The following is a 26,576-nucleotide window of genomic DNA, read 5'->3' as shown; positions in this document are numbered from 1 at the left end:
CCGCGCCACGGCGACCGCCGAGGGCTTCCTCGGCGGCTTCCTGCAGCTTGATGTCCAGGCTCAGGACAATGTCCTTGCCCGGCACCGGATCGGTGCGCTTGAGCACCCGCAGGATGCGTCCGCGGGCGTTGGTCTCGACTTCCTCGTAGCCGACCTGGCCATGTAGCTCCGCCTCATAGAAGCGTTCGATGCCGGTCTTGCCGATATGGTGGGTACCGCTGTAGTTCACCGGGTCGAGAACCTTGGCCTCCTTTTCGTTGATCCGCCCCATGTAACCCACCGAATGGGCGAAGTGCGCACCCTGTGGATAATGGCGAACCAACTGCGCGACCACCTCGACGCCCGGCAGGCGGAACTGGTTCACGGCGATACGGGCAATCTGCTCCTCGGTGAGCTCGAACAGGATCGGCACCGGTTCGAACGGCCGGCGTCCCTGACGCATGCGCTTTTCGAAGAGCACGCGATCCTCGGGCGTCAGTTGCAACACCTCGACGATCACATCCAGCACTTCCTGCCAGTTGCCGGCCCGCTCGCGGGTCATGCTCAGGCTGAAGCTCGGCCGGTTGTCCGCCACCACCACGCCATTGCGGTCGTAGATCAGCCCACGCGGCGGCGGGATCGACTGCACATGGACGCGGTTGTTTTCCGACAGGGTCGAGTGGTAGTCGTACTGGATCACCTGCAGGAAATACAGACGGGCGATCAACACACAAATCAGCAGCACGACCACCACCGCGCCGACCACGACACGGTTACGCACCAGACGGGCGTCTTTCTCGTGGTCCTTGAGGCGAATCGGCTGGGTCATTCGGCAGGCTTACTTGTGATAGGGGTGGCCGGACAACACGGTCCAGGCACGATACAGCTGTTCGCCGATCAGAATCCGCACCAGCGGGTGCGGCAACGTCAGCGGCGACAGCGACCAGCGCTGGTCGGCCCGCGCACAGACTTCCGGCGCCAGCCCCTCGGGGCCGCCGACCATGAAGTTGACCGTACGCGCATCCAGGCGCCAGCGATCCAGTTCGACCGCCAACTGCTCGGTGCTCCACGGCCTGCCGTGGACCTCCAGCGTGACGATCCGCTCGTTGGAGCCAACCTTGGCCAACATGGCCTCGCCTTCCTGACGGATGAAGCGGGCCACGTCGGCATTCTTGCCCCGGGTATTGAGCGGTATCTCCACCAGCTCCAGCGCCAGCTCGGAGGGCAGGCGCTTGGCATACTCATGCCAACCCTCTTCCACCCACTTGGGCATGCGGGAACCGACGGCAATCAGGCGCAGACGCACGGGCGACCCTTATTCCATGTCCTTGTTGAGCTTGGCGAAGTGCTCATGGGAGTTTTCCGGGCTGTGGTGCGCGGCGCTGGCCGAACGGCTCTGCTCGGCACCGGCCCACAGGCGCTCCAGGTCGTAGAACTGGCGAGCCGAGGCGGTCATCATGTGGACGATGACGGTATCCAGGTCCAGCAGCACCCAGTCGCTGTCGCCCTTGCCTTCCTCGCCCAGCGGGCGCAGGCCCTTGGCCTTCACGTTCTCGCGGACCTTGTCGAGCATCGCGTTGATCTGGCGGTTGGAGGTACCGGTGGCGATCACCATGTAGTCGGTGATGCTGTTCTTGTCACGGACGTCGATGACCTGGATATCCTGGGCCTTGACGTCTTCCAGCGCGGCCTTGGCCACTTCGACGATTTCAGCGCCATTCAAAACTTCTTTGTTCGTCATATAAAACTCATTCAGCTCGTATGTGTGGCGGTTTCTTCGCGCAACTTGCGGCGTCGAAACCCGCCTTCAGTTCGACGCACGGTACAGACCGTGCGCATCGATATAGGCCAGGACCGCGTCAGGCACCAGGAAACGTACCGACTTACCGCTGGCCAGCAGTTGACGGATCTGGGTGGCCGACACCGCGAGGGGCGTCTGCCAGACGAATGTAATATGCCCACCAGGCCCCGGCAGGGCCCTTGGGTCACTCACCGACCGCGCGGCCAGCAGGTTGCGCAAGGCATCCGGCGGCTCACTGTCGGCATCCGGGCGTTGCAACACCAGGATGTGGCAATGCAGGAGCAACTCCTCCCAGCGATGCCAGGTGGGCAGGCCGCAGAATGCGTCCCAGCCCAGCAACAGAAACAACTGGTCCTCGGCGGCCAACTCGGCCCGCATGAGTTCCAGGGTATCGATAGTGTAGGACGGCTTGTCCCGCCGCAGTTCCCGGTCGTCGACCACCAGCGGGGCGATACCGGCCACCGCGCAGTCGACCATCGCCAGCCGGTCAAGCGCCGACACCTGCGGCGTATCGCGATGAGGTGGCCGGGCGCTGGGCATCAGGCGCAACTCATCGAGGCCCATCAGTTCCGCGACCTCCAGGGCACTGCGCAAATGGCCGATGTGCACCGGATCGAAGGTTCCGCCGAGCACGCCGATGCGCCGAGGTGGAACTTCGCGAGGGGGCACCGCGGCTGACTGGCGCTTGCCGGCCAAGTCAGATCGACTCCTGGCCACGCAACTGCCCGTCGCCGACCACGATGTACTTCTCGCAGGTCAGGCCTTCCAGACCGACCGGTCCGCGGGCATGCAGCTTATCAGTGGAAATGCCGATCTCGGCACCCAGCCCGTATTCGAAACCGTCGGCGAAGCAGGTTGGGGCGTTGAGCATGACCGAACTGGAATCGACGTCGGCCATGAAGCGCCGGGATTCGGTCAGGTCTTCGGTGACGATCGAGTCGGTGTGATGGGAACCGTAGCCGTTGATGTGTTCGACGGCCATGTCCAGGCCATCGACGACGCGGATCGACAGGATCGGCGCCAGATACTCGGTGTGCCAGTCCGCTTCGGTCGCCGCCACGGCCTCGATGATCGCCCGGGTCCGCTCGCAGCCACGCAGTTCGACACCCTTGGCGCGGAACTGCTCGGCCATGGCCGGCAGGAAGGACTCGGCCACGACCTTGTCCACCAGCAGGGTTTCCATCGCGCCGCAGATACCGTAACGGTAGGTCTTGGCGTTGAGGGCGATGCGCCGGGCCTTGTCCAGATCGGCATGGGCACTGACATAGACATGGCAGATGCCATCCAGGTGCTTGATCACCGGCACACGGGCATCGCGGCTGATCCGCTCGATCAGTCCCTTGCCGCCACGCGGCACGATCACGTCGACGTACTCGGGCATGCCGATCAGCGCCCCGACGGCGGCACGGTCGGTGACTTCCACCACCTGCACCACCGCCGCCGGCAGGCCGGCCTCGTCCAGGCCACGCTGGATGCAGGCGGCGATGGCACGGTTGGAGTGGATCGCCTCGGAACCGCCGCGCAGGATCGTCGCGTTGCCGGACTTCAGGCACAGGCTGGCGGCATCGATGGTCACGTTCGGCCGCGATTCGTAGATGATCCCCACGACGCCCAGCGGCACCCGCATCCTGCCGACCTGGATGCCCGACGGGCGGTAGCTCATGTCGCGGATCGCCCCGACTGGATCCGGCAGGTTCGCCACCTGGCGCAGACCGACAATCATGCTGTCGATCCGCGCCGGGGTCAGTGCCAGACGCTCGACCAGCGCCGGTTCCAGACCATTGGCGCGGGCGGCGGCCAGGTCGAGCTCATTGGCCGCGACCAGTTCGTCACGCGCGGCATCCAGCGCCGCGGCGGCGGCGTGCAGCGCGCGATCCTTCTGCGCGGTGCTGGCCCGGCCGATCACGCGGGAAGCCTCGCGGGCAGCGCGGCCCAGGCGGGTCATATAGTCAGGAACGGACTCGGTCATGGTCTTGAGGAGGTCTTGGCAAAGAAGAAAGCGGCCGATTATAGCTGTCGCGCCGCCTGACGGACAGCGGTGCCGGGCGGATGGTCGAAATGCCGGAGAAATAGCCGCCATTCAGCCTGAATTAAGCACAAAATCGGTATGATTGGCCTCCAAACAGTCTGGAATGCCCATCAGCGACGATGTCCAACCTGACACCTCTTCCTCAGACAAACGCCCTGCCAGACAGCTTTTTCGACCGCGACGCGCAACTGCTCGCCCGCGAACTGCTGGGAAAAGTCATACGCCATCGGTTCGGCGATCTGTGGCTCGCGGCGCGCATCATAGAGACAGAAGCCTATTACTTCGAGGAAAAAGGCAGCCATGCCTCGCTCGGTTATACAGAAAAGCGTAAGGCTTTGTTTCTGGATGGCGGGCACATCTACATGTACTACGCCCGGGGCGGCGATTCGCTGAATTTCAGCGCTCAGGGGCCGGGCAATGCCGTGCTGATCAAGTCGGCCTATCCCTGGACCGATGACCGTTCAGGGCCCGCCAGCCTGGCGCAGATGCAGTTGAACAACCCGGACACCCGGGGCGGCCCGCGCCCGGCGCGGAAGTTGTGCGCCGGGCAGACGCTGCTATGCAAGGCGATGGGCCTGAAGGTGCCGATCTGGGACGCCAAGCGCTTCGACCCGCAACGCCTGTTCGTCGAGGATGTTGGCAACCGGCCAGCATCGATCATCCAGACCACCCGCCTGGGCATTCCGCCGGGCCGGGACGAACACCTGATGTATCGCTTCGTCGATGCCGAATATGCCACCTGCTGCACCCGAAACCCGCTACGCCGGGGCCAGGTCGAAGGCAGGGACTACCACCTGCTCCCCTGAACAAGGAAATCGCCCATGGGTCCATGGCTCGATAGCATCACCGGCTGGCTGACAGCCAATCCGCAGTGGCTCGGCCTGGCCGTGTTCATCGTCGCCTGCGTCGAATGCCTGGCCATCGCCGGCATCATCGTGCCCGGCACGGTCCTGCTGTTCGCCATCGCCGTGCTGGCCGGCAGCGGCGCCCTGCCCTTGGGCGAAACCCTGTTGCTGGGCTTCCTCGGCGGACTGCTCGGCGATGGGTTGTCCTACACCCTGGGCCGACGCTTCCACCAGAACATCCGCCGCCTGCCCGGCCTGCGCCAGCACCCGGAGTGGATGAACGGCGCCGAGTCCTACTTCCAGCGCTACGGTATCGCCAGCCTGTTGGTGGGACGCTTCATCGGCCCGTTGCGGCCCATGCTGCCGATGATCGCCGGCATGTGCGACATGCCGCTGCCACGCTTCATCGGCGTCAGCCTGATTGCCGCCGCCGGTTGGTCGGTAGCCTACCTGCTGCCGGGCTGGGCCACCGGCGCGGCCTTCCGCCTGCCGCTGCCCGAAGGGTTCTGGCCACAGACCGCGGTGGTCGCGGCGGGCCTGGCAGCCCTGATCGGCCTGTGCATCCATTGCAGCCTCAAGCGCCATCCAAGGGCCACGCTGCTGATTTCCGGGCTGAGCCTGTTGCTGCTGACCGGCCTGTTTTTCGGCTACCCGCACCTGCAGGCATTCGACCAGGGGCTGATGACCCTGGTCCAGGAACACCGCGACAGCAGCCTCGACCTGATCGCCGTGGTCATCACCCGCCTGGGCGACTTTCATATCCAGTTCACTGTCGCGGCAGTACTCACCGCCTTGTTGCTGCTCGCCCGCCAATGGCGACATGCGCTGTTTTTCGGTGCCACCCTGGCCTTCACCGCCATCGGCAATACCGTCACCAAGCACCTGTTCGCCCGCATTCGCCCGGAAGTCCTCAGCGACCCGATCACCAGCTACAGCATGCCCAGTGGCCACAGCTCGGGCTCGTTCGCCTTCTTCCTGGTATTGGCGGTGCTGGCCGGGCGCGACCAGCCACCGCGGATGCGCGTGACCTGGCTGCTGCTGGGCTGCCTGCCGGCATTCGCGGTGGCCTTGTCGCGGGTTTACCTGGGTGCCCACTGGCCGACGGACATCCTCGCCGGCGCGCTGCTGGCCATTGCCGTGCTCGCCGCCAGCCTGACCCTGAGCCAGCGCCATATGCCGCTGACCGCCATGTCGCCGCGGGCCTGGTGGCTGATCCTGCCGGCCGCGGTGGCACTGTACGGGTCACATGCGTTGTGGCACCTGCCGCAACAAGTGCTGCGCTATGCCTACTAGGCGAACAGTTCGCCCTGCAATTCGTCGAGCAGTTCCTGGATCGCATCCAGGCGCTGCTGCGGATCATCGAGCTCCAGCAGATCGATCTTGTCCAGGTCGGAAAACGGCAGCAGGTACGCCAACTGGTTCGCCAGCGACTGCTGCCCGAGGGCTTCGGTCCCCATGTTCAGCGCCGCGACCATCGGGTGCTCGGCCAGCGCCCTGAGCAGCGCCACCAGGTCCTCGTCCTCGTCCTGCAGCGGCCGCTCGGGAACCTCGTCCAGCCACGCCACCTCGGCAACGGTCAACTGGTCCTTCTGCAACTCGCTGTCGAGCACGCGAAAACGTCGGCCGCCCTCGACCCGAATCCCCAGCAGGCCGTTGTCCTGCTGCTGGAAATCGCGGATCAGCGCCTCGCAGCCGATCCGCGCGAAGCCCTGCGGCGCCTGGCCGACTTCTTCGCCTTCAAGAATGCACACCACACCAAAGCCGCTGCCTTGCTTCATGCAGCGGCTGATCATGTCCAGGTAACGTGCCTCGAAAATCTGCAGATCGAGGGTACAACCGGGGAACAGCACGGTGTTCAGAGGGAACAGCGCCAAGCTCATACAGGTTTCCTTAAACCATCCAGGTCACGATCAGCGGCAACAGCACCGCCGTGCTCACACCCATCAGACTCATCGCCAGCGCCGCGAAGGCACCGCACTCGTCGCCTTCCTGCAGGGCCACCGATGTCCCCACCGCGTGGGCGGTCATGCCCAGGGCCATGCCACGGGCCTCGGGCCGCAAGACCCCCAGGCGAGTCAGCAGGGGTGGCCCGGCAATCGCACCGATCACCCCGGTGATCAGCACGAATACCGCCGCCAAGGCTGCCACACCACCAATCTGTTCGGCCACCAGCATGGCGATGGGCGATGTCACCGACTTCGGCGCCATGGTCATCAGCATCCGCTGCTCGGCGCCGAACCACCAGCCCAGCAGGACGCACAGGCCGGTGGCGACCACGCCACCAATCACCAGCGTAGTGAAAATCGGCCAGAACAATTGCCGGATCCGCCGCAGGTTCAGGTACAACGGTACCGCCAGCGCCACCGTCGCCGGACCGAGCAGGATGCCGAGAATCTCGGTGCTCTTGCGGTACTCGGCATAATCCAGGCCACACAGCAGCAGCACGCCGACCACCAGCGCCATCGATGCCAGCACCGGCTGCAGGAAGATCCAACGGGTTTTCTCGAACCCTGCCAGAACCAGTTGATAGGCGCCCAGGGTGATCCCGATCCCGAACAGCGGGTGATGGATCACCGCCGCCCACGCACCTTGCCAGTCCATCATCATCGTTCGCCCTCGCGTCGCTCCTTGCGCCGGATCAGCCAGTTCATCAGCACCCCGACCAAGGCCATGGAAATCAGCACCGACAGCACCAGCGAGCCGACGATGGCCCAGAAGTCCGCTGCGATCTCGCGGGCATAGACCATCACCCCCACGGCCGGCGGTACCAGCAACAACGGCAGGTAGCGCAGCAGGCTGGTGGCGGCCTCGTTCAACGACGCCCCGACCCCACCACGAATCAGCAGGAAAGCCAGCAACAACAACAGGCCGATGATCGGTCCCGGCAACATCGGTACACACAAATGGTTGATAGCCGTACCAAGCAACTGAAACAGTACCAGCCAGGTCAGGCCGCGCAGCAACATCCGTACTCCCCCCTTGTTAAAGCCCCCCATTATAAGCACGCCGATACACCGGCATTCGCCAAAGCCATGGTCGCTTGACCGGGCACGAGGGCCATGATGATCTACAGTGGATGCCAAGGGCTGCTACCCAAGGCCTGAACCCGAACGACCAAGGAGAGGCTCAATGCCCTATGTACCCGTAGCGCAACTCAAAGACTATGTCGGCAAGGAACTGGGACGTTCCGAATGGCTCACCATCGACCAGGCGCGTATCAACCTGTTCGCGGAAGCCACCGGCGATTATCAGTTCATCCACGTCGACCCGGTCAAGGCCGCGCAAACACCGTTTGGCAGCACCATCGCCCATGGCTTTCTCTCGCTCTCGCTGATGCCCAAGCTGATGGAGGACATCCTGATCCTGCCCGAAAACCTGAAGATGGTCGTCAACTATGGCCTGGACAGCGTGCGCTTCATCCAGCCGGTCAAGGTCGATTCGCGGGTACGGCTCAAGGTCGAACTGATCGATGTGACCGAGAAAAAGCCGGGCCAGTGGCTGCTCAAGGCAACCGCGACACTGGAAATCGAAGGCCAGGAAAAACCGGCCTACATCGCGGAACCCCTGTCGCTCTGCTTCGTCTGAAGACACATCGGGGCTGCGGCACGAAGCGGCGACGGAGCTGTTTCGTGCTTTACCTCTGGACACGACACAAGGCTTCGGCATACTCGGTCCGTTAATTGCCCGGATCCCGTCATGCGCCCACTTGCCCCCCTTGCCCTGACCCTGCTGCTCACCGCCTGCGGTGATGGCGAATCACTGCTGCCGCCGGACGCCCGTCTGCCGGACGGCGGCCGCTACCGCGGGGAAGTGGTCAATGGCCTGCTGCAAGGCCAGGGGCGCGTCGACTACCCGAACGGCAGTTGGTATGCCGGCCAGTTCCTCAACGGCCAGTGGCATGGCGACGGTGAATGGCACGGCAGCAACGGCGAGATCTACAAGGGCCAGTTCCAGCAGGGCCTGTTCCACGGCCAGGGCACCCTGACCCTCCATGACAGCAGCTATACCGGCGGTTTCAAGCTGGGCCGCCGCAACGGCGAAGGTACCCTGAAGGAAGCCGGCATGACCTATCGCGGCGAATTCAGGGACGACCAGTACTCCGGACTCGGCCACCTCGAACTGGAAGACGGCAGCCAGTACCAGGGCGAATTCGCCCACGGCAAGCCCAATGGCGAGGGCCAGCGCAGCGATGCCAGCGGCAACCAGTTCACCGGCCGCTTCGTCAACGGCCAACTGGAAGGCCCCGGCACCTTCAACAGCGCCGAGGGCGACCAGTACGCCGGCGGTTTCCGGCACAACCAGTTGAACGGCAAGGGCCGCTATGAAAACGCCGACGGCGATGTCTGGATCGGCGAGTTCAAGGACGGCGTGCTCAATGGCAAAGGCGAACTGATCGGCGTCGATGGCAGCCATTATCGCGGCGAGTTCAGCGAATGGCGCTTCAACGGTTTCGGCCAGTTGAACCTGGCCGATGGCAGCCACTATGTCGGCGAGTTCGCCAGTGACACGTACGAAGGCCGGGGCATCCTGACCCTGGCGGACGGACGCGTGCAAAGCGGCATCTGGACCAACGGCCAGCGGGTTCGCGACGCCGATGGCAAGTTGCTGCCAGACCAACTGGAGCTGGGCCTGCTGGCCCAGGGGCCGCTGCTGGAAAAAGCCCTCGCGGCGGTCCCCGCCTCCACCCCGGCCATCGAACTGTACAGCCTGGTATTGGCCGGCGACGGCAAACAGAGCGTCTTCCTGCGCGAAGCCGACTACGTCGGCAAGATGCTCGCCACCCGCTTTGGTGCCTACGGCCAGATCAGCCTGGTGAACCATCGCGACCACCTGATCGACCGACCGATGGCCACCCGCGAAAACCTGCAACGGGCCGCTCAGACCCTGGCCGAACGCAGTGGCCCGGAAGACCTGATCTTCATCTACCTGACCAGCCACGGTACCCACGCCCACGAACTGGTGCTGGACCAGCCGCGCCTGGAACTGGCCGACCTGCCCGCCGATGAAATGGCCCAGGCCCTGGCCCCGCTGAAGAATCGCGACAAGGTCATCGTCATCTCGGCCTGCTACTCCGGCGGTTTCATCCCGGCCCTCAAGGACGAGAAAACCCTGGTCATGACCGCCTCGCGGGCCGACCGGGTGTCCTTCGGCTGTTCCGAGGAAGCGGACTTCACCTACTTCGGCGACGCCCTGTTCGCCCAGGCCCTGAACCAGACCGACGACCTGCAGCAGGCCTTCAACCTGGCCAAGGCCCACGTCGCGGAACGCGAACAGGCGGACAATTTCGAGGCCTCGGAACCGCAGATCTGGGCTCCCAAGGGAGTGCTGGCCCACTGGCAGCAGCTACGCAAGCAACAGGCAAGAAAAGCGTTGCAAAGCGCTTCACTGGACAGCAAGGATGCCAAGAGCAACTAAGCTGATTCGTATCAAGGGAGGTATTTTATGTACTTGACGCCTCAGCACATCCTGCTCGCTGGAGCCACCGGCCTGACCGGTGAACATCTACTCGACCGCCTGCTCAACGAACCCACGGTCAGTCGCGTACTCGCCCCCTCGCGCCGCCCGCTGGCGGAGCATCCGCACCTGGAAAACCCGGTCGGCGACCCGGCGATCTTCCTGCCGCAACTGAGCGGCCGGGTCGACCTGGCGATCTGCTGCCTGGGTACCACGATCAAGCTCGCCGGTTCCGAGGAAGCCTTCAGGGCCGTCGACCACGACATGGTGGTGGCCTTCGGCAAGCGTGCGCGCGAATTGGGCGCGCGGCACCTGATCGTGGTCAGCGCGGTGGATGCCAACCCGAAATCCAAGGTGTTCTACAGCCGGGTCAAGGGTGAGATGGAGGAGTCGCTGAAGGCCCAGGGCTGGCCGCAACTGACCATCGCCCGCCCTTCGCTGCTGATCGGCGAACGCAGCGAACCGCGCCTGGCCGAACAGTTGGCGGCACCGCTGTCGAAGCTGATTCCCGGCAAGTACCGCGGAATCGAGGCCTGCCAGCTGGCCCGGGCGCTGTGGCGCCTGGCGCTGGAGGAACAGGATGGGGTGCGGATCGTCGAGTCGGATGAGTTGCGCCGCCTCGGCAAGTAAAAAGCATCACCTGTTGCCGATGCGGGCCTGTGGCGAATGGGCTTGCCCACGCTCGGTTGCGCAGCAGCCGTAGGCAGCCACCCGATTATACCTGCCATACCGCCCTGGCAGGTTTCGGGGGCGCCATGCGCCCCAACGCGGGCAAGCCCGCTCGCCACACCAGTCGTCTTTGCCAACACCGTCGACAGTCACCGCAGGCCAATCGTCACAAGCCCTACAACCCACCCGTGGCCTGGAATCCGACGCCCAGCGCCGTGAACACCGACAACGGCAACAATACCGTATCCAGCACGGCGCTCGCTGGCAGATCCAGCCCCGGATACCCCGGTGCCTCGGCCCCGAACCGGTCACGGGCACAACATCCACCCTGCAACGCATACAGGTCCAACCGCGTCCCGGCATAGACGACCGGCGCGCCTGCCTTGCCGGCATCCAGCGTGCGCGCCGTCGCGCAACCCGCCAGTTGCAGCGCCAGCAGCAGGCCCAGCAGCGCTTTACTCATTGCTGTTCAAATGATGCTCACCCCAACGCGGCAACATGTCCTGGGGGATGTTCAGCAGGTTGAGAATCCGCGCCACGACGAAGTCCACCAGGTCGTCGATGGTCTGCGGCTGGTGATAGAAACCCGGCGACGCCGGCAGGATCGTCACGCCCAGGTTCGACAGCTTGAGCATATGCTCCAGGTGAATGCTCGAATAAGGTGCCTCGCGCGGCACCAGGATCAACTGCCGACGCTCCTTGAGGGTCACGTCCGCCGCCCGCTCGATCAGGTTATTGCAGGCGCCCGTGGCGATGGCCGACAAGGTGCCGGTGGAACAGGGCACCACCACCATCGCCGCCGGCGAGCCGGAGCCCGAGGCCACCGGCGACATCCAGTCTTCCTTGCCGTAGACGCGAATCTGCCCGGCCTGCGCCCCGGTGTACTCGGTCAGGAACGCCTGCATCGCCTGCGGCTTGGGCGGCAGGGTGACGTCCGTCTCCGTCGCCATCACCAGTTGCGCGGCCTTGGAGATCAGGAAGTGCACCTCGCGGTCCTCGCGCACCAGGCAATCGAGCAGGCGCAAACCATATTGCGCACCGGAGGCGCCGGTCATCGCCAGGGTGATGCGCTCCGGCCCGTTCACCGCAGGGCCTCGGCCAGTTTGCCATGCAGGCCGCCGAAGCCGCCGTTGCTCATGATCACCACATGGGTGCCGGGCTGGGCCTGGCTTTTCACCCGTTCGATAATCCCTTCCAGCGAGTCGCTGACGATCGATGGCACCTTGCACAAGGCGGCCGTGGCCCCCAGGTCCCAGCCGAGATTGGCCGGCGCGTACCAGATCACCTGGTCGGCCTGGACCACGCTTTCCGGCAGGCCATCGCGGTGAGCGCCCAGCTTCATGGAGTTGGAGCGCGGTTCGATGATGGCGATCACCGGCGCGTCGCCAACCTTCTTGCGCAGGCCATCGAGGGTCGTGGCAATGGCGGTCGGATGGTGGGCGAAGTCGTCGTAGATGGTCACGCCCCGGACCTCGGCGACCTTCTCCATGCGCCGCTTGACGCTCTTGAATGCGCTGAGGCCGTCGATGCCCATCGCCGGTACCACGCCGACATGCCGCGCGGCCGCCAGGGTCGCCAGGGCATTGGCGACGTTGTGCTGGCCGGTCAGTTCCCACTCGACCGTCCCCTGCACCGCGCCCTCGAACAGCACCTCGAAACGCGAACCGTCCTCGCTGAGCAGGCGGGCCTGCCATTGGCCGCCGGCGCCGGTGGTCTGCACCGGGGTCCAGCAGCCCATGTCGATCACCCGCCGCAGGGCTGGTTCGGTGGTCGGGTGGATGACCAGGCCCTCGCTGGGGATGGTCCGTACCAGGTGGTGGAACTGCCGCTCGATGGCTGGCAGGTCCGGGAAGATATCCGCGTGATCGAACTCCAGGTTGTTCAGAATCGCCGTGCGCGGATGGTAGTGGACGAACTTGGAACGCTTGTCGAAGAACGCACTGTCGTACTCGTCTGCCTCGATCACGAAGAACGGCGTACCGCCCAGGCGCGCCGATACCGAGAAGTTCTGCGGCACGCCACCGATCAGGAAGCCCGGGCTCATCCCGGCGTGTTCCAGCACCCAGGCGAGCATGCTGCTGGTGGTGGTCTTGCCATGGGTGCCGGCAACGGCCAGCACCCAGCGACCCTGCAGCACATGGTCGGCCAGCCACTGCGGACCGGACACATAGGGCAATCCCTTGTTCAGCACGTATTCGACCGCCGGGTTGCCACGGGACATGGCATTGCCGATCACCACCAGGTCCGGGGCCGGGTCGAGCTGGGCCGGGTCATAGCCCTGGGTCAGCTCGATACCCTGGGCCTGCAGTTGCGTGCTCATCGGCGGATAGACGTTGGCATCGGAGCCCGTCACGTGATGGCCCAGTTCCTTGGCCAGAACAGCCATCGAGCCCATGAAGGTGCCGCAGATACCCAGAATATGAATGTGCATAGTCGACCTCGTAAAACATGGGCGCAGGTTAGCCCAGGGCGGGCGAAATCGCACCTTGTGTTTCAGATTCGAGGGGACCGGCCGGGCTTCGACATCGACTCGAAGCCCGGCCGCTCAGACACTGATCGCGTTGGTGAACACCAGGCGGTTGCCGAAGGGGTCGGCGATCGGCATGTCCATGCTGCCCCAGGGCATGGCCTGGATCTCCGGGCGCGCATAGCCGAAGCCCTTGGCCAGCAGTTGCTCGCGGAAGGCTTCCAGCTCGTCGGTTTCGATGCGCAGCGCCGAGCCTGGGGTAGTATCGCCGTGATGCTCGCTCAGGTGCAGGACGCAATTGCCCTTGGACACCTGCAGGTACAACGGGAACCCCGGCTCGAAGCGATGTTGCCAGTCGACGTGGAAACCCAGGAAGTCGACGTAGAACTCCAACGCCTTGCCCTCGTCGAAAATTCGCAGAATGGGAGTGGTCTTACCGAAGCTCATGTCAGGTCTTCCTGGCGATTCTGGATCAAAGCGCTTCGGCCACGAAGCGGGTTTCTTTAGTAGCTTAATGCCATCACTGCACAAAATCGCGACATCGCTCGCAAAAACCTGACGTCAATCACCAGAATAGCCGGTTGGACTCAAACCATCTCATTGAGGATCCAGTCGATCACCGAACCGCGCCTGGGCGTCCAGCCCAGCAGCTCACGGGCGTTGCTGCCACGGACCCGGCTGTTGGAACCCAGGCCGTAATTGGCCATTTCATAACCCCACTCGGCTTCGGCGTCCGCCAGCGGCCAGTCCTGCGGCTCGCCCAGGTTCAGCGCCCTGGCCATGGCGGTGGTCATGTCGATGAACGAGGCCTCGCCGCTCTCGACGAAATAGAAGGTACCCGCCGGATTGCCGGTCAACGCCAGCAGGTACAACGCCACCACGTCCTCGATGTGCACGTTGGACCAGATGTTCTGGCCGCTGCCGACATGGCGCACCACGCCACTCTTGCGCGCCTGTTTCAGCAGGCGCGGCAGTTGCACGCTGTCACGCTTGACGCCCAGGCTGTGACCATAGATCAGGGTGTTGCACAACACCGCCGAGCGCACGCCGGCTTTCGCCGCATCGAGGACCAGGTTGTCGATGGCCACGCGCGCCGCCTTGTCGACGGTCGGCTCCGGCAGGTTGCCTTCGTAATAGACGATATCGCTGGCCTTGCCGCCGGAAGCATCGCCGACGATGCTCGAACCGCTGGTGTGCAGCAATACCTTGTCGGAACCGCGCAAGGCACCGAGCAGCGCCTCGACCGCGCCACGATGGTCGCTGCTGGCGGCATTGATCACCGCATCGGCCTGCCGTGCCTGTTCAGCAAGCAACTGGCTGTCATCCAGCGTGCCGATCACCGGAGTGATACCCAGGTCACGCAGCTCCTGCGCCTGCTCGGTACTGCGCACCAGCCCGGTAACCTGATGGCCGGCGGCGACCAGCCCGGTCGCGATGGAACCGCCGATGAAACCGGCTGCGCCGGTGACGAATACGTTCATGGAGAAACTCCCTGCCTGGATAAGTGATGAACCGAGTATCGAAAACTTATCCGTGCCGAATAACCCCCTATTGCCCAATTCACTCTTGCGCTGGAGTCACGAATGGCTGATTCCCATTTGAGAGTCCATCAACCAGAAGCTTCATCCAAGAAGTGGCTACTACGATTGACTTACTTAGAGAAACTCCTATCCAAAAAAACATTCGCATTACCAGACTTTTTCTTGCACAAAGAAAAGGATTCTTATCCTTACGATGGCGAGTTGAGCAATAAATCTGAGAGGTTGCTACGGATGTGTATCTAGGTGTTCCTTTTTCTCTCGTCGCTCGCCATTGCCTCGTAATGATCAGAAACAGCTTTCAAAATGAGCTTACTTTTCCTACGCAATTTAGGCGTGGGAGAATATTGTGTGCGTCAATTGCCATGTCTACATTCCCGATGTCGCTGCAAATTCAGCGATACGGGTTTCGCAGCCCGGCGTTCAGTCAGGCGCACAGCGCCGCGTCAGCGGCTTTTTCATGTCTGCTTTATGGTGGGCTGTGCGCAGGAGGCTTATGCCTGCCGGTTTTTCCTGACTGACCGGTCTGCGAACCTGCGTACAGTTCGCCACCCTTGTGTCGCAGCGAGCGTGGAGATCCCCTATCACAGTCAGGAGATTTGCCATGGTTAAGAAAATCACACCAGATCCGCCGCCCTGTTCCGACGAATCTGTAAAACCGATACGGCCAGATGCGGCTCGTTTGCTTGATACCCTCGCGTTAACCCTCTCCAAAACAGTCAATCGCACTGACCCTCTCCGCCCCACGATCTTTGCCATTCAAGCGGGCGTCACGGCTCATGACGCGTTGAGTTACGTTTCAAAGTTGCTGGAGGTCGCCGAGCTGAATGGTGACGAAATCAGCCTGCATACGAATCCAGTGGAGCGAACGCTCTTCTGGGGCATGCTCCACTCGGTAGAGATGGCAAAGGCCGTGTTAGATGCTTTGCTGGAAGGGGCTACAGCTCCGCATGACACGTCCGTTGCATCGAGCGGTCTCCCACCGGCTTGACGTGGTACTGGCCGCAGATTTGTACAGACGATAAACAATCACTCCTAGTGGCCCTCGTGCTCACTAGGAGCACCAAGTTTTTTGCTATATGGTGGGCAATATCGAAATGCCATGAACGCCTAAACAAGGATGTTGCGATGCGTACCACTCTGACCATTGCTCTGGTTGCAGTTCTCGCTGGATGTGCCGATTCCCACCAATGGCAACAGCAACAACCCGTAAGTGCCCCTATCAGCCCGAAAAACCATTTCTACATCTCAACGCCAGCTGACGGTCAATACGGTGCTCATCAATATGATGGTTCTGGCCGAAGTACCGCACAGGCTCTCTACAGCGCGCTCATCCAGAAAACACGCACAGCGCGTATCGGTCCTTTGGCTAAAAATTATGACGACGCCCTGATGGATGCTCGTGCGGCGGAGCAGGACATACTGATCTTTCCGACCATCCTTCACTGGGAGGACCGCGCCACGGAGTGGTCGATGATCCCGGACAAGATTGAAGTAAAAATCGATGTCGTTGAAGTTCGTTCAGGAGAGGTTCTTGGTTCTGGCATCATCAAGGGTAAAAGCGGAATTTCCACACTTGGCGGCGATCATCCACAGGACCTACTGCCAGAACCCACGACACGCTTTGTAGATTCGATTTTGCAGTGACCCGAAGGGCATGGACTCCCAAGGAGGGGCGCCGAATGTTTCCGGAAATTTTGCGGGCCCATTCGCGGGCAAGGCCGGCTCCTATAGAGAAGGCGGTGTTGCTGGTGAATCAGGTCTGCACCGCACCATAAAATCCGGATCAGCCCCCCGCATACCCCGCCAACTTGCCCTGGATGAAATCGAGGAAGCACTGGATGCGCAGCGCCAACTGCGAGTTGCGGTAGTACACCGCATGGATCGGTTGGCGGTAGCCGCTGTTGGCCTCGGGCAGGATCACCTGCAGGCGGCCGGACTGGATGTCCTGATGGGTCATGAAATGCGACAGGCAGACGATCCCCTGCCCCTCCAGCGCCAGTTGGCGCAGGGTCTCGCCACTGGAGGCCGCGATGTCGGGACGGATCAGCCAGCGGTCACCCTGGGCGTGACGCAACGGCCAGTGGTTGAGCGTTTCGGTCTGGGTGAAACCCAGCAAGGTATGTGTGGATAACTCGTCGACGCTGGCCGGCACGCCATGACGTGCCAGGTAGGCGGGACTGGCCAGGATGTTCAGCGGGCTGCTGCCCAGCGAGCGGGCGTGCAGGGTCGAGTCCGCCAGGTTGCCGATACGGATGGCGATGTCGGTGCTCTGCTCCAGCAGGTCGATGATCAGGTCGTTGCTGTTGAGCTCCAGCTGGATGTCCGGATACAGGCGGCGAAACTCGGCAATGTACGGCACCACCGCATGCAGCATGAACGGCGACGCGGCGTTGATGCGCAGGCGCCCCGCCGGGGTCTGCTGGCGCAAGGCCAGGCGCTCTTCCAGATCGTCCATCTGCTCAAGGATCTGCTTGGCCCGCTCGAAGAAGAACTTGCCCTCTTCGGTCAGGTCCATGCGCCGCGTGGTGCGGTTGATCAGCGTGGTGTCGAGCTTGGCCTCCAGCCGCGACAGGCTGCGGCTGACCGCAGAGGGCGTCTGCCCGACCTGCTCGGCCGCCGCGGAAATCGAACCGCACTCGATCACGCACACGAAGACCTGTAACTCATCCGACCTGGCTTTCACGATCACCTCTCGACTCAAGGCCTTGATAGTAGCCGGCCACGAGAGAAAAGGAACCTCACGCCGGCAAATCGAAAACCTTCGCCAGATGCGCCTCATAGCGCCGGACATCCGCCTCGATCGCCGGAACCTTCATCACGTCGACGCAGAGAAAGGTCGGCAGGCCGGTCATGCCGAGAAACTCGTTGGCCTTGTGAAACGGGAAGTACACCGCATCCACGCCCTTGGCCTCGAAGAAATCGGTGGGGTCGTCGAAGGCTTGCTGCGGTGCGTTCCAGGTCAGCGACAGCATGTATTGCTTGCCGTGGATCAGGCCGCCGCTGCCGTACTTCTGCGAAGCGTCGGAACGCGTCCGGCCATCGTTGGCATAAAGGCTGCCGTGGCCCGCGGTGAACACCTCGTCGATGTACTTCTTCACGGTCCAGGGCGCGCCCATCCACCAGCCCGGCATCTGATAGATGATCACGTCAGCCCAGAGAAACTTGGCGACCTCTTCGGCCACGTCGTAGCCCTGATCGATCCAGGTCTGCCTGACATCGCAACCGGAGCGATCGAGATAGGCCAGGGCGGCTTCATGCAGGGTGGCGTTGTAGCGGCCGGCGGAATGGGCGAACTGCTTGCCGCCGTTGAGTAGCAGGATCTTTTTCATGGACAGCCTCATGGAGGACGGACCCGTGATGCTGCGGGGTGGCAGCGGGGTCGCAAGGTTCAAGGTTGGGCCGCAGGTTAGCGCTCGCGCCGCCAGCGAAAAACACGGGTTGGCGCAAATCGCTTTTGCCTTGAAGGCACGAATACCGAATGCATTGTTGCATTAACATTGGCGAGGTCGAGAACCTGTCCCGCACGGAGTAGATCCATGAGCCAACCCTACGGTTTCATCCTGCATGCCAAGACCCGCCCGGAAAAGGCCGAAGCCTTCGAGGCGCTGTTTCGCGCCTATGTCGAGCCCAGCCGCCGGGAAGACGGCTGCATCGAATACCACATGCTGCGCGACCAGGCCGACCCGAGCCTGTTCATCTTCTACGAGATCTGGCAATCGAAGGCTCACCTGGACGTACATTCGGCGCTGCCGCACATGCGGGCCTTCCACGAGCAGCGCATGGAATTCCTCGAACGGGATTTCGAGATCCGCCTGATCGATATGCTCAGCCCGTCGTCGGCCAGCCGCTGACCGGCAACTGTCCCGGGCCAGACGAAACAGCCGTGCGCGCATGGACAGCTGGATGTCGAGCCTGGACATCCACAGGGCGAGCGCCCCCGCTAGGGTGCAGGCTTCATTCAGAACCTGTGCCCGGAGCCCAGCATGTCCAATCCACCGATTACCGTTCTGCGCGATACCCACCCACTGCCGGTACTCGACGCCTGCAAATGGGAAAAACTCGAAGGTGATCCGCACACCGTCAACCTCAACGCCTACAACAGCGAAGACGGCAGCAAGATCATGGGCACCTGGATCTGCACCCCGGGCAAGTGGCGGGTCGATTATGTGAAGTGGGAGTACTGCCACTTCCAGGAAGGCTACTGCATCATCACCCCGGACGGGCAGGCGCCGATCCACTTGAAGGCTGGTGATATTTTCATCGTCGAACCGGGCATGAAAGGTACCTGGGAAGTCGTCGAGACCGTGCGCAAGTACTTCGTGTTCGCCTGATCGCACCAGGCGTCTTGTCAGCCGGGGCCGTCTCGAAAGACGCGGGGGCCCGGCCTTTGGCAACGATCATGTGGCGAGCAGGCTTGCCTGCGCTCGGCTGCAAGGCAGCCGCAAGACCCAGGCACTCGGTGTGCCTGATATACCGATACCGCCGGTTTGGGAGTGCTTCGCACTCCAGCGCGGGCAAGCCCGCTCGCCACCAACAGCTCGCTCCCCTCCCGAATAATGAGGAACAGCTGGAAAGGTCGGCCGCCCTCAAGCGACACGACGTTCCAGCAGGCGATCCGAACCACCTTCGGCCACACGACGCTCCAGCAGACGGTCGGAACCTCCCTCCGCCAGCAGGTGCTGGCTGGCTGCAGCGTGCCCGCCAGCCGGCACATTGGCCGAAGCGGCATTCGACAGGCCGAGGCCGCCAACCAGGGCGAGGGTGAGGACCAGGGAAGCGGTAGGGAACTTGAACATGGATGACACTCCTGCGTTTATGAGTAGGACTCTTGGGGTTGGGTGGTGCCTGGACCGGCATCACCGGTCGACAGGTACATTTCAACGCAGGGCTGTATCTGTCGTATGTCGCGAACCAGCGATAAGGTCGCGCAGTGTATGGCGTCGGGCTGGGTACACAGTCTGATACAACAGCGTCATGCACGGCTCGAACAGCACCCACAAAAAAGCCGCAAAGCCCGTCGCGGGACTTTGCGGCTATCACTGCCTGGCGCCGGGACTCAGCTGGCACTGCCAGCCTTGGCCTCCTGCAGCAGGGCCTGGATGACCTTCTCCTGCTCGTCATAACGGCCTTCACCGAAATGGGTGTAGCGCACCTGCCCCTTGGCATCGATCAGGTAGTGGGCCGGCCAGTACTGGTTATCGAACGCCCGCCAGATCCGATAGTCGTTGTCGATCGCCACGGGGTAATCGATCCCCAGTTGCTTCACCTGCTGGCGGACATTGCCGAGGATCTTCTCGTAGGCATACTCGGGGGTATGCACGCCGATCACCACCAGCCCGTCCTTCCCGTACTTCTTCGCCCAGTCCTTCACGTAAGGCAGGGTGTGCTGACAGTTGATGCAGTCGAAGGTCCAGAAGTCCACCAGCACCACCTTGCCGCGCAGGGATTCACGATCCAGCGGCGCCGAGTTCAACCACTCCACCGCACCGTCCAGCGACGGCATCCTGCCCTTGGGCTCCAGGTCGACCGCCGTGGCCGCATTGGCCTTGCTGATCACATAGTCGATGGCCCGCGGGATCTGCTTGAGCAGGCTCTGCTCCACCGACGCCGCGCCCTGTGACGAGGTGCCGGCGAGCAGGGTGTTGTTCGCCCCGGTCGAGATCAGCACCGCCGACAGCAGCACCAGTACACCGGCGCCACGCCGCAGCCAGCCGGTCACCGGGATCGACGGCTTGAGCCGGTTGACCAGGCCCCGGCCGGCGAAGATCAGCGTACCGAGGGACAACGCACTGCCCAGGCCATAGGCCAGCAGCAGCACGCTGGTCTGCGCGTTGGCGCCCTGGAGCATGGCGCTGGTCAGGATCACGCCGAGAATCGGCCCGGCGCACGGAGCCCACAGCAGTCCGGTGGCGACACCGACCAGCAGCGCCGCCAACGGCCCGGACAACTGGCGCGCCGCCGGATCGAGGCGATTGCCCAGCAAGACGAACGGCCGCGACAGCCAGGCACCGGCGCGGGCGGAAATCAGCGACAGCGCGAACAGCGCCATCACGATCAGCGCCACCTGACGACCGGCGGCGTTGGCCTGGATCACCCACCCGCTGCTGACCACGGCCAGGCTCGACACCAGCGCGAAGGTCAGCGCCATGCCGCCCAGCGGCAGCAGCACCGACGAGCGGGAACGGTCCGCACGGGCGAAAAGAAAGGGTACGACCGGCAGGATGCAGGGACTGAGCACCGTCAGTATCCCGCCCAGGAAAGCGATAAGCAGCATGAGGTCACCTGACAGAAGCAGGCATGAAACCGGCCGCGGCGCGGTACGGTTTCATGCGGGTGGAAGAGCGTTCGCGGAACCGATGCCCAAGGGCTCAGCTACCCAGGTTGCAGCTGGCGAACTTGCCGTATTCCAGGGTGTGGGTCTGGCCCTGGGAGTCCAGGTAGGTCAGGTGCGCCTTGGCGACGTCGCAGCTGCCCATGGCGTCGGTGGTGATCGACACCACATGCTGGATGTCCGGTTTGGCGATGGCGGCCTGGGCCGGGGCGGCGATGGCCAGGAGGCTCAGGGCAGAGAACAGGCCGGCGGTGCAGAGTGCTTTCAGTTTCATGGCGATTTCCTCAAAGTTGTCGTTCGGTTGGTTGGAGCCAGTGTTGTCTGCCTCCCTGGAACCTATTTGACGCCCTTGAGGTATCTCGAATGTGTGCGCAGGCCGGGGTTCTGAAGTCCGCACGTATCAACGGCGCCCTCAGATACATTGCCATACAAAACCCTCAGAACAGGCCCATCTGCCCGCCGATCAGGGTGGTGAAATCGTCCTGCACGAACGGCAGGATCGCGTCCGCCACCGGCTGCAACTGCTTGGTGATGTAGTGTTCGTAGTCGATGGGCGAACGGCGCACTTCCAGCGGTTCCGGCCCGGCCAGGGCGATCACATAGCTGATCCAGCCGCCGCTCTGGTATTGCGGTGGGCGCCCCTGGGCAACGTTGTATTCATCGGCCAAGCGCGCCGCCCGTACCTGCGGTGGAACATTGCGCTCATAGTCGCCCAGCCGACGACGCAGGCGCTTGCGATACACCAGCAGATCGTCCAGCTCGCCGGTCTGGGTGCGCCGTACGTAATCGCGCACGTAGTCCTGGTAGGGCTGGCGGCTGAAGATGCGCCGGTACAGTTCCTGCTGGAATTCCTGCGCCAACGGCGACCAGTCGCTGCGCACGGTTTCCAGGCCCTTGTAGACCATCTCCTCGCTGCCGTCGGCGCGGATGACCAGCCCGGCGTAACGCTTCTTGCTGCCCTCCTCGGCGCCGCGGATGGTCGGCATCAGGAAGCGGCTGAAATGGGTCTCGAACTGCAGCTCCAGGGCGCTGCTCAGGCCCAGCTCGCGCTGCAGGTGCTCGCGCCACCAGTCGTTGACCCCGGCCACCAGCTGGCGGCCAATCTGCGCGGCCTCCTCCTGGCCATGGGCGCGCTTGAGCCAGACGAAGGTCGAGTCGGTGTCACCGTAGATCACCGTGTAGCCCTGGGCTTCGATCAGTTGCCGGGTACGGCGCATGATCTCATGCCCGCGCATGGTGATCGACGATGCCAGCCGGGTGTCGAAGAAGCGGCAGCCACTGGAGCCAAGCACGCCGTAGAAAGCGTTCATGATGATCTTCAGCGCCTGGGACAACGGCGCGTTGCCGTCGCGCTTGGCCGCCTCGCGGCCCTGCCAGACCGTCTCGACGATCGCCGGCAGGCAATGCCGCGTACGGGAGAAACGCGCCCCGCGAAAGCCCGCCACCGACTCGCTGTCATCGGGATGCCGCAGGCCCTCGATCAGTCCCACCGGGTCGATCAGGAAGGTGCGGATGATCGACGGGTACAGGCTCTTGTAGTCCAGCACCAGCACCGACTCGTAGAGGCCCGGTCGCGAGTCCATCACGAAGCCACCGGGGCTGGCCTCGGGCATGCGCTCGCCAAGGTTCGGCGCGACGAAGCCCTGGCGGTGCATCAGCGGCATGTACAAATGGGTGAAGGCCGCCACCGAGCCACCGCTGCGGTCGGCCGGCAAGCCGGTGACGGTGGCCCGTTCGAGCAGGAAGGTCAGCAGTTGGGTCTTGTCGAAGATCCGCGTGACCAGTTCGCAGTCCTTGAGGTTGTAGCGCGCCAGGGCCGGCTTGTCCTCGGCGAACATGCGGTCGATTTCGTCCATGCGCTGGTAGGGGTTGTCGATCGCCTTGCCCTCGCCGAGCAGGTGCTGCGAGACGTATTCGAGGCTGAAGGACGGAAAGCTCCAGGTCGCCGAGCGCAGCGCCTCGATCCCGTCGATGATCAGCCGACCGGCCGCCGCCGCGAAGTAATGGGTATTGCGTGCCCCGTTATCGCGCCAGCCCATGACATCGCCGCCACGCCCCAGGCGCAGCGGGACGTTCAGACGCTGGGCATGTTCATGCAACACCTTCAGGTCGAACTGCACCAGGTTCCAGCCAATGATCGCATCGGGATCGTGCCGGGCCAGCCAGTCATTCAGGGCTTCGAGCAGTTCACCACGACTCTCCCGATACTCGAGGTTGAAGTCGACCTGGCTGGCATCGCCGTTGGGCGGGCCGAGCATGTACACCTGGCGCTCGCCACAGCCTTCCACGGCGATGGAATACAGCTCGCCACGCCGGGTGGTTTCGATATCCAGCGAGGCCAGCTTCAACCGTGGCCGGTAGTCCGGCGTCGCCTTGAGCTGGGTATCGAGCAGCGGCCCCTCGGCATTTGGCGTGCCGGCGAACAGCACCGGTGCGGTGATGAAGCGCTCCATCAGGAACCGCTCGGGCGGGCGGACATCGGCCTCGTAGACATCCACCCCGCCCTGGCGCAGCAGCTTCTCGAGGTTCATCAACTGCCGATGCTGCTGGCAGTACAGGCCGAGCACCGGTCGGTGATGAAAATCCAGCAGTTCCAGTGGACGCAGCTCGACGCCGCGCTCGTTGCGCAACAGGCTTTCGGCACGTTCGCGATGGGCGACGGGAATGAACGCCACCGACGGCTGCGGCGGCAAGCGCACGTGACGCGGCCCGTCATCGGTCGCCAACCAGAATTCGACCTGGGTACCTGCGGGAGTGTCGCGCCAATGCCGGGTCAGGACAAAACCCTGCTGTAGATCCACCACCGCCACCTCGAAATCGATTCCTGGCGGTAATTCTACTGTGTCGGGGGATACGCGGATAACGTTTGGGCAGCCCGCCCGGAAAAAACCGAGGGCCCGCCCGACGCGAGCCCTCGGAAAAAAACCTTACTCGGGTTTGCGATAGCTGCCAATGATGGCCGAGAAGTCCTTGCCACCCTCCCCGCGCAGGCTCATGGCCTGGTACAACTGCTGCGCCACGGCACCGAGCACCACCGGCTGGTGAGCCTGGCGAGCGGCCTCGGTGGCCAGCCCGAGATCCTTGAGCATCAGCTCGGCACCGAAGCCACCAGTGTAGCCACGGGACGCCGGAGCGGTTTCGACGATGCCCGGCCAGGGGTTGTAGGTGTCGGAACTCCAGCAACGCCCGGTGGAGCTGTTGATCACTCCGGCCAGCACCTGGGTGTCGATGCCCAGGGCGGCGCCCAGGGCCATGGCCTCGCTGACACCGATCATCGAGATGCCCAGCAGCAGGTTGTTGCAGATCTTGGCGATCTGCCCGGTGCCGACCTCGCCGCAATGGACGATGTTGCGGCCCATCTGCGCCAGCACCGGTTGCAGGGTGGCGAACAGTTCGCTGGAGGCACCGACCATGAAGGTCAGGGTCCCGGCCGCGGCGCCGCCGGTGCCACCGGACACCGGCGCATCGGCCATGGCCACGCCCTGCTTCGCCGCTGCGGCGGCTACGTCCTTGGCGGTCTGCGGATCGATGGTGCTGCAGTCCACCGCCGGCACGCCGGCGCCGATCCCGGCCAGCACGCCGTCCTCGCCCAGCCAGACGCTGCGCACATGGGCGGCGGCCGGCAGCATGGTGATCACCAGTTCGCTGCCCTCGGCCGCGGCCCTGGGCGAAGTGCTGATGGTCCCGCCGAGGGCCGCCAGTTCCTGGAGCACTGTGTGGTTCAGGTCGAACAGGTTCAGGCTGTGCCCGGCCTTGATCAGGTTGCGCGCCATCGGCGCGCCCATGTTGCCCAGTCCGATAAATGCGATCTTCATGGCCCGTTCCTCGCTCAGCGCAGGTTGATGGTGGTGTTCACGCCATGGTTCTCGCTGTCGTCATCGAACCAGCGCGCGGTGACCGTCTTGGTTTGAGTGTAGAACTGCACCACCTGCTTGCCGTAAGGGCCGAGGTCACCGAGCTTGGAGCCGCGCGAACCGGTGAAGCTGAAGAACGGCACCGGTACCGGGATCGGGATGTTGATGCCGACCTGGCCGATGTCGATTTCGCTCTGGAACTTGCGGGCCGAGGCGCCGCTCTGGGTGAACAGGCCGGTGCCGTTGCCGAACGGGTTGGCGTTGACCAGCGCGATGGCCTCGTCGAGGGTGTCGACCTCCATGACCGCCAACACCGGGCCGAAGATTTCCTGGGTGTAGATCTGCATGTCGGTGGTCACCCCGGAGAACAGGGTCGGGCCGACGAAGTTGCCCTGCTCGAAGCCCGGTACCACGATGTCGCGGCCGTCCAGTTCGAGCTTGGCGCCTTCCCTGATGCCGCTCTCGATCAGGCCCAGCACCCGCTCCTTGGCCCGCTTGGAAATCAGCGGGCCGACGTCGGTGCCCGGCTCCGTGCCGGCATTGACCTTGAGCTTCTGCGCCAGCGCCTTGAGGCCCGGCAGCCACTGCTTCGCCGCCCCCACCAGCACCACCACCGACGTGGCCATGCAACGCTGGCCGGCCGCGCCGAAACCGGCACCGACCAGGGCGTTGAGGGTCTGCTCGCGATTGGCATCGGGCAGCACCACCGCATGGTTCTTGGCGCCCATCATCGACTGCACGCGCTTGCCGTGGCGGCCGGCGAGGTCATAGACGTGGGTACCGACGGCGGTCGAGCCGACGAAGGACACCGCCTTGATATCCTTGTGGGTGCAGAGCGCATCCACCACCTCCTTGCCGCCGTGCACCACGTTGAGCACGCCCGCCGGCACGCCGGCCTCCAGCGCCAGTTCCACCAGCATCAAGGTCGACAGCGGATCCTGCTCGGACGGTTTGAGGACGAAGGTGTTGCCGCAGGCGATCGCCATCGGGAACATCCACAGCGGAATCATCGCCGGGAAGTTGAACGGGGTGATCCCGGCGCAGACACCGATCGGCTGGCGCAGGGTGTAGGTATCGACGCCACCGGCGACGTTCTCGGCGAACTCGCCCATCTGCAGGGTGCCGATCGAGCAGGCGTGCTCGACCACTTCCAGGCCGCGGAAGATATCGCCCTCGGCGTCGGCCAGGGTCTTGCCCTGCTCGGCGCTGAGCACCGCGGCGATGCGCTTGGAGTGTTCGCGAATCAGCGCCTGCAGCTTGAGCATGATGCGCATGCGCGCGCCGATGGGGGTCAGCTTCCAGGTCTGGAAGGCGCGCTGAGCGGCATCGATCGCGGCGTTCACTTCGGAGGCGGTGGCGAAGGGCACCTTGGCCAGCACTTCCTGGGTCGCCGGGTTGACGATGTCGTGCCATTCACTGCTCTGGGATTCGACCCATTCGCCGTCGATCAATAGGCGGGCGGTCTTGAGGGTGGCGTCGGGCTTGAGAGAAACGTTCATGGAAGTCTCCTGAATTATTGTAATGGCCGAATCCTGGGCGGGCGCCGCGACGCCCGAGCATGGTGACTGGACTGTTTTTGGAGTATAGATGTGCATTCTTCTAATAA

29 protein-coding genes and 1 pseudogene are annotated in these 26,576 nt (G+C 63.6%); 9 read left to right on the top strand and 21 right to left on the bottom strand.

Annotated elements, in window-relative coordinates:
• From K675_RS0108695 to K675_RS0108675, 5 genes and pseudogenes are all read right to left on the bottom strand, one after another.
• A pseudogene (locus tag K675_RS0108695) lies at nucleotides 1-808 on the bottom strand (penicillin-binding protein 2); the annotation flags it as partial.
• 9 nt (nucleotides 809-817) lie between these two features.
• A complete protein-coding gene (gene rlmH / locus K675_RS0108690; RefSeq protein WP_017903126.1) occupies nucleotides 818-1,285 on the bottom strand; it encodes a 23S rRNA (pseudouridine(1915)-N(3))-methyltransferase RlmH in 468 nt (155 codons plus the stop codon).
• Nucleotides 1,286-1,294: 9 nt separating this feature from the next.
• The gene (gene rsfS / locus K675_RS0108685; protein WP_017903125.1) at nucleotides 1,295-1,720 is read right to left on the bottom strand and encodes a ribosome silencing factor; all 426 of its coding nucleotides are present in this window, start codon (nucleotides 1,718-1,720) and stop codon (nucleotides 1,295-1,297) included.
• Nucleotides 1,721-1,786: 66 nt separating this feature from the next.
• Nucleotides 1,787-2,449, bottom strand: a complete 663-nt coding sequence (nadD, locus tag K675_RS0108680; RefSeq protein ID WP_026145040.1) for a nicotinate-nucleotide adenylyltransferase — start codon at nucleotides 2,447-2,449, stop codon at nucleotides 1,787-1,789.
• 28 nt (nucleotides 2,450-2,477) lie between these two features.
• Entirely contained in the window at nucleotides 2,478-3,749 is a 1,272-nt protein-coding gene (locus K675_RS0108675; protein ID WP_017903123.1) for a glutamate-5-semialdehyde dehydrogenase, read from the bottom strand.
• A gap of 179 nt (nucleotides 3,750-3,928) precedes the next feature.
• Between K675_RS0108675 and K675_RS0108670 the strand changes: the two genes are divergently transcribed.
• Nucleotides 3,929-4,615 (top strand): DNA-3-methyladenine glycosylase, encoded by a 687-nt coding sequence (locus K675_RS0108670; protein ID WP_017903122.1) that lies wholly within the window; start codon nucleotides 3,929-3,931, stop codon nucleotides 4,613-4,615.
• A gap of 15 nt (nucleotides 4,616-4,630) precedes the next feature.
• Nucleotides 4,631-5,947 carry a bifunctional DedA family/phosphatase PAP2 family protein gene (locus K675_RS0108665; RefSeq protein ID WP_017903121.1) on the top strand — a complete coding sequence of 439 codons (1,317 nt, stop codon included), beginning with the start codon at nucleotides 4,631-4,633 and terminating at the stop codon, nucleotides 5,945-5,947.
• Here the strand turns inward: K675_RS0108665 and K675_RS0108660 are convergent.
• From K675_RS0108660 to K675_RS0108650, 3 genes are read right to left on the bottom strand one after another with little or no spacing between them, the layout of a single operon-like run.
• Nucleotides 5,944-6,534 carry an LON peptidase substrate-binding domain-containing protein gene (locus tag K675_RS0108660; RefSeq protein WP_017903120.1) on the bottom strand — a complete coding sequence of 197 codons (591 nt, stop codon included), beginning with the start codon at nucleotides 6,532-6,534 and terminating at the stop codon, nucleotides 5,944-5,946. The two genes, K675_RS0108665 and K675_RS0108660, sit on opposite strands and share 4 nt — an antisense overlap.
• A 10-nt stretch (nucleotides 6,535-6,544) precedes the next feature.
• Nucleotides 6,545-7,255 carry an LrgB family protein gene (locus K675_RS0108655; RefSeq protein ID WP_420066329.1) on the bottom strand — a complete coding sequence of 237 codons (711 nt, stop codon included), beginning with the start codon at nucleotides 7,253-7,255 and terminating at the stop codon, nucleotides 6,545-6,547.
• 2 nt (nucleotides 7,256-7,257) lie between these two features.
• Nucleotides 7,258-7,620 (bottom strand): CidA/LrgA family protein, encoded by a 363-nt coding sequence (locus K675_RS0108650; RefSeq protein WP_017903118.1) that lies wholly within the window; start codon nucleotides 7,618-7,620, stop codon nucleotides 7,258-7,260.
• Nucleotides 7,621-7,783: 163 nt separating this feature from the next.
• Here K675_RS0108650 and K675_RS0108645 point away from each other — a divergent pair, with 163 nt between their 5' ends.
• The 3 genes from K675_RS0108645 (at nucleotide 7,784) to K675_RS0108635 (ending at nucleotide 10,738) form a co-directional block, all read left to right on the top strand.
• Nucleotides 7,784-8,239: a MaoC family dehydratase gene (locus tag K675_RS0108645; protein ID WP_017903117.1), complete on the top strand. Its 456-nt coding sequence runs from the start codon at nucleotides 7,784-7,786 to the stop codon at nucleotides 8,237-8,239.
• Between the two features lie 111 nt (nucleotides 8,240-8,350).
• Entirely contained in the window at nucleotides 8,351-10,069 is a 1,719-nt protein-coding gene (locus K675_RS0108640) for a C13 family peptidase (protein ID WP_017903116.1), read from the top strand.
• A 27-nt stretch (nucleotides 10,070-10,096) separates the two neighbouring features.
• Nucleotides 10,097-10,738 (top strand): oxidoreductase, encoded by a 642-nt coding sequence (locus K675_RS0108635; protein ID WP_017903115.1) that lies wholly within the window; start codon nucleotides 10,097-10,099, stop codon nucleotides 10,736-10,738.
• A 214-nt stretch (nucleotides 10,739-10,952) separates the two neighbouring features.
• Here the strand turns inward: K675_RS0108635 and K675_RS0108630 are convergent, their stop codons facing one another.
• The 5 genes from K675_RS0108630 to K675_RS0108610 form a co-directional block, all read right to left on the bottom strand.
• Nucleotides 10,953-11,240, bottom strand: a complete 288-nt coding sequence (locus tag K675_RS0108630) for a YceK/YidQ family lipoprotein (RefSeq protein ID WP_017903114.1) — start codon at nucleotides 11,238-11,240, stop codon at nucleotides 10,953-10,955.
• Nucleotides 11,233-11,862, bottom strand: coding sequence for a flavin prenyltransferase UbiX (ubiX, locus tag K675_RS0108625; RefSeq protein ID WP_017903113.1), 630 nt, complete (start codon nucleotides 11,860-11,862; stop codon nucleotides 11,233-11,235). Before ubiX ends, K675_RS0108630 begins: the two co-directional genes overlap by 8 nt.
• The gene (gene mpl, locus K675_RS0108620) at nucleotides 11,859-13,208 is read right to left on the bottom strand and encodes a UDP-N-acetylmuramate:L-alanyl-gamma-D-glutamyl-meso-diaminopimelate ligase (protein WP_017903112.1); all 1,350 of its coding nucleotides are present in this window, start codon (nucleotides 13,206-13,208) and stop codon (nucleotides 11,859-11,861) included. The genes ubiX and mpl overlap by 4 nt, the downstream gene beginning before the upstream one ends.
• A gap of 114 nt (nucleotides 13,209-13,322) precedes the next feature.
• The gene (locus K675_RS0108615) at nucleotides 13,323-13,691 is read right to left on the bottom strand and encodes a glyoxalase superfamily protein (protein WP_017903111.1); all 369 of its coding nucleotides are present in this window, start codon (nucleotides 13,689-13,691) and stop codon (nucleotides 13,323-13,325) included.
• Nucleotides 13,692-13,831: 140 nt separating this feature from the next.
• On the bottom strand, nucleotides 13,832-14,725 hold the full coding sequence (locus K675_RS0108610) for an NAD-dependent epimerase/dehydratase family protein (protein WP_017903110.1): 894 nt from the start codon (nucleotides 14,723-14,725) through the stop codon (nucleotides 13,832-13,834).
• Nucleotides 14,726-15,386: 661 nt separating this feature from the next.
• Here K675_RS0108610 and K675_RS0108605 point away from each other — a divergent pair.
• Nucleotides 15,387-15,773: a hypothetical protein gene (locus tag K675_RS0108605; protein ID WP_017903109.1), complete on the top strand. Its 387-nt coding sequence runs from the start codon at nucleotides 15,387-15,389 to the stop codon at nucleotides 15,771-15,773.
• A 137-nt stretch (nucleotides 15,774-15,910) separates the two neighbouring features.
• On the top strand, nucleotides 15,911-16,429 hold the full coding sequence (locus K675_RS0108600) for a DUF4823 domain-containing protein (protein WP_017903108.1): 519 nt from the start codon (nucleotides 15,911-15,913) through the stop codon (nucleotides 16,427-16,429).
• Nucleotides 16,430-16,568: 139 nt separating this feature from the next.
• Here K675_RS0108600 and K675_RS0108595 read toward each other — a convergent pair whose 3' ends face one another.
• Nucleotides 16,569-17,468, bottom strand: a complete 900-nt coding sequence (locus tag K675_RS0108595; protein ID WP_026145039.1) for a LysR family transcriptional regulator — start codon at nucleotides 17,466-17,468, stop codon at nucleotides 16,569-16,571.
• A 55-nt stretch (nucleotides 17,469-17,523) separates the two neighbouring features.
• The gene (locus tag K675_RS0108590; protein ID WP_017903106.1) at nucleotides 17,524-18,114 is read right to left on the bottom strand and encodes an NAD(P)H-dependent oxidoreductase; all 591 of its coding nucleotides are present in this window, start codon (nucleotides 18,112-18,114) and stop codon (nucleotides 17,524-17,526) included.
• Nucleotides 18,115-18,321: 207 nt separating this feature from the next.
• Here K675_RS0108590 and K675_RS0108580 point away from each other — a divergent pair, with 207 nt between their 5' ends.
• Together K675_RS0108580 and K675_RS0108575 are read left to right on the top strand one after the other, a co-directional pair.
• Nucleotides 18,322-18,636: a putative quinol monooxygenase gene (locus K675_RS0108580; RefSeq protein ID WP_017903104.1), complete on the top strand. Its 315-nt coding sequence runs from the start codon at nucleotides 18,322-18,324 to the stop codon at nucleotides 18,634-18,636.
• Between the two features lie 132 nt (nucleotides 18,637-18,768).
• The gene (locus tag K675_RS0108575; RefSeq protein WP_017903103.1) at nucleotides 18,769-19,116 is read left to right on the top strand and encodes a cupin domain-containing protein; all 348 of its coding nucleotides are present in this window, start codon (nucleotides 18,769-18,771) and stop codon (nucleotides 19,114-19,116) included.
• A 255-nt stretch (nucleotides 19,117-19,371) separates the two neighbouring features.
• Here K675_RS0108575 and K675_RS0108570 read toward each other — a convergent pair whose 3' ends face one another.
• The 6 genes from K675_RS0108570 to K675_RS0108545 form a co-directional block, all read right to left on the bottom strand.
• Nucleotides 19,372-19,581, bottom strand: a complete 210-nt coding sequence (locus K675_RS0108570) for a hypothetical protein (RefSeq protein ID WP_017903102.1) — start codon at nucleotides 19,579-19,581, stop codon at nucleotides 19,372-19,374.
• Nucleotides 19,582-19,841: 260 nt separating this feature from the next.
• Nucleotides 19,842-21,059, bottom strand: a complete 1,218-nt coding sequence (locus tag K675_RS0108565) for a cytochrome c biogenesis protein DipZ (RefSeq protein WP_017903101.1) — start codon at nucleotides 21,057-21,059, stop codon at nucleotides 19,842-19,844.
• A 94-nt stretch (nucleotides 21,060-21,153) separates the two neighbouring features.
• Nucleotides 21,154-21,390, bottom strand: a complete 237-nt coding sequence (locus tag K675_RS0108560; RefSeq protein WP_017903100.1) for a DUF2790 domain-containing protein — start codon at nucleotides 21,388-21,390, stop codon at nucleotides 21,154-21,156.
• Between the two features lie 163 nt (nucleotides 21,391-21,553).
• Nucleotides 21,554-23,917 carry a DNA polymerase II gene (locus K675_RS0108555; RefSeq protein ID WP_026145038.1) on the bottom strand — a complete coding sequence of 788 codons (2,364 nt, stop codon included), beginning with the start codon at nucleotides 23,915-23,917 and terminating at the stop codon, nucleotides 21,554-21,556.
• 126 nt (nucleotides 23,918-24,043) lie between these two features.
• Nucleotides 24,044-24,931, bottom strand: coding sequence for a 3-hydroxyisobutyrate dehydrogenase (mmsB, locus tag K675_RS0108550; RefSeq protein ID WP_017903098.1), 888 nt, complete (start codon nucleotides 24,929-24,931; stop codon nucleotides 24,044-24,046).
• A 14-nt stretch (nucleotides 24,932-24,945) separates the two neighbouring features.
• On the bottom strand, nucleotides 24,946-26,469 hold the full coding sequence (locus K675_RS0108545) for a CoA-acylating methylmalonate-semialdehyde dehydrogenase (protein WP_017903097.1): 1,524 nt from the start codon (nucleotides 26,467-26,469) through the stop codon (nucleotides 24,946-24,948).
• Nucleotides 26,470-26,576 lie beyond the last annotated feature (107 nt).

The organism is Pseudomonas fuscovaginae SE-1 (assembly GCF_000364705.1).
Lineage (GTDB): Bacteria > Pseudomonadota > Gammaproteobacteria > Pseudomonadales > Pseudomonadaceae > Aquipseudomonas > Aquipseudomonas fuscovaginae_A.
Note: the sequence above shows the minus strand (reverse complement) of the source record. Positions and strands in the feature narration are given on the sequence as shown.

Coding starts and splice junctions, on each gene's coding strand:
- rsfS (WP_017903125.1), bottom strand. CDS start 1,720: ATGACGAACAAAGAAGTTTTGAATGGCGCTGAAATCGTCGAAGTGGCC.
- K675_RS0108675 (WP_017903123.1), bottom strand. CDS start 3,749: ATGACCGAGTCCGTTCCTGACTATATGACCCGCCTGGGCCGCGCTGCC.
- K675_RS0108670 (WP_017903122.1), top strand. CDS start 3,929: ATGTCCAACCTGACACCTCTTCCTCAGACAAACGCCCTGCCAGACAGC.
- K675_RS0108665 (WP_017903121.1), top strand. CDS start 4,631: ATGGGTCCATGGCTCGATAGCATCACCGGCTGGCTGACAGCCAATCCG.
- K675_RS0108660 (WP_017903120.1), bottom strand. CDS start 6,534: ATGAGCTTGGCGCTGTTCCCTCTGAACACCGTGCTGTTCCCCGGTTGT.
- K675_RS0108655 (WP_420066329.1), bottom strand. CDS start 7,255: ATGGACTGGCAAGGTGCGTGGGCGGCGGTGATCCATCACCCGCTGTTC.
- K675_RS0108650 (WP_017903118.1), bottom strand. CDS start 7,620: ATGTTGCTGCGCGGCCTGACCTGGCTGGTACTGTTTCAGTTGCTTGGT.
- K675_RS0108645 (WP_017903117.1), top strand. CDS start 7,784: ATGCCCTATGTACCCGTAGCGCAACTCAAAGACTATGTCGGCAAGGAA.
- K675_RS0108640 (WP_017903116.1), top strand. CDS start 8,351: ATGCGCCCACTTGCCCCCCTTGCCCTGACCCTGCTGCTCACCGCCTGC.
- K675_RS0108635 (WP_017903115.1), top strand. CDS start 10,097: ATGTACTTGACGCCTCAGCACATCCTGCTCGCTGGAGCCACCGGCCTG.
- K675_RS0108630 (WP_017903114.1), bottom strand. CDS start 11,240: ATGAGTAAAGCGCTGCTGGGCCTGCTGCTGGCGCTGCAACTGGCGGGT.
- mpl (WP_017903112.1), bottom strand. CDS start 13,208: ATGCACATTCATATTCTGGGTATCTGCGGCACCTTCATGGGCTCGATG.
- K675_RS0108615 (WP_017903111.1), bottom strand. CDS start 13,691: ATGAGCTTCGGTAAGACCACTCCCATTCTGCGAATTTTCGACGAGGGC.
- K675_RS0108610 (WP_017903110.1), bottom strand. CDS start 14,725: ATGAACGTATTCGTCACCGGCGCAGCCGGTTTCATCGGCGGTTCCATC.
- K675_RS0108605 (WP_017903109.1), top strand. CDS start 15,387: ATGGTTAAGAAAATCACACCAGATCCGCCGCCCTGTTCCGACGAATCT.
- K675_RS0108600 (WP_017903108.1), top strand. CDS start 15,911: ATGCGTACCACTCTGACCATTGCTCTGGTTGCAGTTCTCGCTGGATGT.
- K675_RS0108590 (WP_017903106.1), bottom strand. CDS start 18,114: ATGAAAAAGATCCTGCTACTCAACGGCGGCAAGCAGTTCGCCCATTCC.
- K675_RS0108580 (WP_017903104.1), top strand. CDS start 18,322: ATGAGCCAACCCTACGGTTTCATCCTGCATGCCAAGACCCGCCCGGAA.
- K675_RS0108575 (WP_017903103.1), top strand. CDS start 18,769: ATGTCCAATCCACCGATTACCGTTCTGCGCGATACCCACCCACTGCCG.
- K675_RS0108570 (WP_017903102.1), bottom strand. CDS start 19,581: ATGTTCAAGTTCCCTACCGCTTCCCTGGTCCTCACCCTCGCCCTGGTT.
- K675_RS0108565 (WP_017903101.1), bottom strand. CDS start 21,059: ATGCTGCTTATCGCTTTCCTGGGCGGGATACTGACGGTGCTCAGTCCC.
- K675_RS0108560 (WP_017903100.1), bottom strand. CDS start 21,390: ATGAAACTGAAAGCACTCTGCACCGCCGGCCTGTTCTCTGCCCTGAGC.
- mmsB (WP_017903098.1), bottom strand. CDS start 24,931: ATGAAGATCGCATTTATCGGACTGGGCAACATGGGCGCGCCGATGGCG.
- K675_RS0108545 (WP_017903097.1), bottom strand. CDS start 26,469: ATGAACGTTTCTCTCAAGCCCGACGCCACCCTCAAGACCGCCCGCCTA.